Source organism: Alistipes intestinihominis (assembly GCF_040095975.1).
GTDB classification, from domain to species: domain Bacteria; phylum Bacteroidota; class Bacteroidia; order Bacteroidales; family Rikenellaceae; genus Alistipes; species Alistipes senegalensis.
In genome coordinates, this window is sequence record NZ_JBBMFL010000039.1 from 1 (window position 1) to 2,611 (window position 2,611).

Genomic DNA, 2,611 nt, shown 5'->3' on the forward strand with positions numbered 1-2,611 from the left:
TATTCTACGACAAAGATCGGGATTCCGAATAGGAAGGCCGTTTTCTTCAACGGCCCGAGCAGATGTCCGACCCCGATGGCGCAATGATGAGAAGGACCTGCTTTGCACCAGGCATCCATGAATTTCCGGGCTCCGCATCCGAAGCGATAACGGCTGTTGGTGTTGCCGATCTGTAAGGTCGGACCCTCGACCGCTTCGCCTTCGGCAGCCAACAGGTAAACACCCTTTCCGTTCTCACAGACCGAAAGCAACGTCACCGGCCCTTGTTTCACCGACATCTGAATCGAAAGACCCTTTCCGGGCTTGCCGTGATAGACCGGCAACGGCACAAGGCCGACGCGGCCTTCGGAAATCTCGAAATGGGCCGGTCCGTCATGTCCCAACATCACGATATCATCGTTGAAATCCATTGCATAGAACTCCGAGAACGATCCTCCGGCGCCCAACAACGACAGAATCTTCATCGCCTGGGCATTTTTCACCTCGCACTCGCCGGCAACGGGGATGCCGCGCCCCGTAAGCAACGTATTCCCGGCGATTACGGAAGTCGCAATATCTTCATACGCACCTTCGCCCTCGTAATAATAGGCCATTGCCCCGAGCCGGTGGTTTTCGACCATCCGGTCCAATGCCGCCGATGTCGCCGCCGCTCGCCGAAGTTCCGAATCTTCGCATTCCGGACTCACCTCGAAGTTCGAACGGAATTCCCCGAGCTTGGCATTCACATCATCCTCGGTCAACTGCTCCCGGAAACGTTTCAACTCACACATCTCCAACATCTCCAAATGCGTCCCGAAGACAGCGGACTGGCGCGTGATGTCGGTATAAACGTCGAGCATGCCCCCGTAATAATGGCCCAGAATACCCAGCCGGTTCTCACGCATGCCCCGGTAAACTTTCGCCGCGGCCACCCACTCCCCGATCTGTTCCCAGGCCGAAGCATCTTTCAAATAACCGGTGACGATGTCGTAACGCAACCCGGCCCGGTTGAACACGTTGGCGATCTCCGGAACGGAGCAAGCCTGACAGTTCTCCAACCACATTCCGGTCATCCGTCCCCGGTCGCCGAGTGCATTGATCTTCCGGTAGTCGATGGCGGCCGAAGGCTGCAAGTTCAGCACGATGACGGGGCATCCGATGCGCTGGGCCACGGGCAGAATCGTCGAGGAGAGACAATAAGTGGCGACATACAAAAATACGAGGTCCACCTCCCGCCGGGCCAGCAGAGACGCTGCCGCGAGCGCCTTTTCGGGCGAATCCACCATGCCCCCATCGACGACCTCGACGTTGCCCGTTCTTTCGATCCCGGCAACGATCTCCGCCCTGTAAGCGTTCAGATGGTCGCGAAGACCTTCGAACTGGTTCCAATACGTATCGAGTCCCGTAGCAAAGAGCCCGATACGGGCCCGTGTCGTTGTGTGTTCCATAAAATCATCAAATGCAAGTAACGAATTTTCAGCAAAGCTATGGAATTCATCGCAAGCACTATTTCTCGCATTGATTTGATGATTTCATTTTCTGACATGAAATTTTGTCAAAATATAAAGCCCCATATAAACATTTATTCCTATAATTGCACTGGAGATTTCAAAATTTGCCGATATCATTTTCTCACAATGGAAGAAAGTCACGTAAAATACCTGATGTCGAACGACCAGGATATGCTTTGGGGAATGGTCGTAACCACGGCCGGGCACCAGAACATCCCGCCGCAAGCCGAATACCCGTCGCGCAACCACCCCACCCGCTATCTCTTTTCAACCGAAAAGGGGCGAGTCCTCAACGAATACCAACTGGTATACATCACCCGGGGCAGAGGACAGTTCGCGTCCACCCGGCAAAAGGAGTGTGAAATCCGGGAGGGAGACATGTTCCTGCTCTTTCCGGGAGAATGGCACAACTACCGTCCCGATCCGCACACCGGATGGCACGAATCCTGGGTCGGATTCACGGGGCCGGACATCGAAAAACGGGTGGCAGCGCGGTTTTTCGTCCGGGAGAAGGCCGTGTTCAGCATCGGCATCCACGAGGAGATATACCACCTTTACCGCTGGGCCGCAACGGTAGCACAACAACAGGGGTCGGGCCATCAACAGATTCTGGCCGGAATCGTCAACCTCCTGCTCGGGTTCGCGTACAGCGAGGACAGACAGATGGCTTTCCGTGACAAGAACATCGACGGGCAGATCGCCAAAGCGAAAATCCTGATGCAGGAGAACATCGAACAAAATCTGCCGGGAGAAGCGATCGCCAGGCAGATCGGGATGGGATACTCCTGGTTCCGGCGCATATTCAAGGAGTACACGGGGTTCGCCCCAAACCAATACATGCAGGAGCTGAAGATATCAAAATCCAAGGAACTGCTAACCAACTCCGAAATGAACTGTCAGCAGATCGCATATGCCGTGGGGTTCGAGACGCCCTCATACTTCAACATCGTATTCAAGAAAAAAACAGGAATGACCCCTTCCAAATACAGGGAATTCACACAAGGAAGCCTCCTGAAACCGCAGAACGAACTGAACCTACAATCCTAAATACTATGACGAAATACATTGCATGCGCATTGGCCTGCCTAATACTGCCATACTACATAAAGGCAATGCCGAAC

Annotated in this window: 2 protein-coding genes; one reads left to right on the plus strand and one right to left on the minus strand. The window is 54.1% G+C overall.

Going from position 1 to position 2,611, the window contains the following annotated elements; translation table 11 throughout:
• Positions 1 to 1,427: L-fucose/L-arabinose isomerase family protein (locus WMO46_RS15505; protein WP_349094654.1), on the minus strand; the 1,427-nt coding region annotated here is incomplete at its 3' end.
• A gap of 189 nt (positions 1,428 to 1,616) precedes the next feature.
• Between WMO46_RS15505 and WMO46_RS15510 the strand changes: the two genes are divergently transcribed.
• Positions 1,617 to 2,537, plus strand: a complete 921-nt coding sequence (locus WMO46_RS15510) for an AraC family transcriptional regulator (protein ID WP_278964990.1) — start codon at positions 1,617 to 1,619, stop codon at positions 2,535 to 2,537.
• Positions 2,538 to 2,611 lie beyond the last annotated feature (74 nt).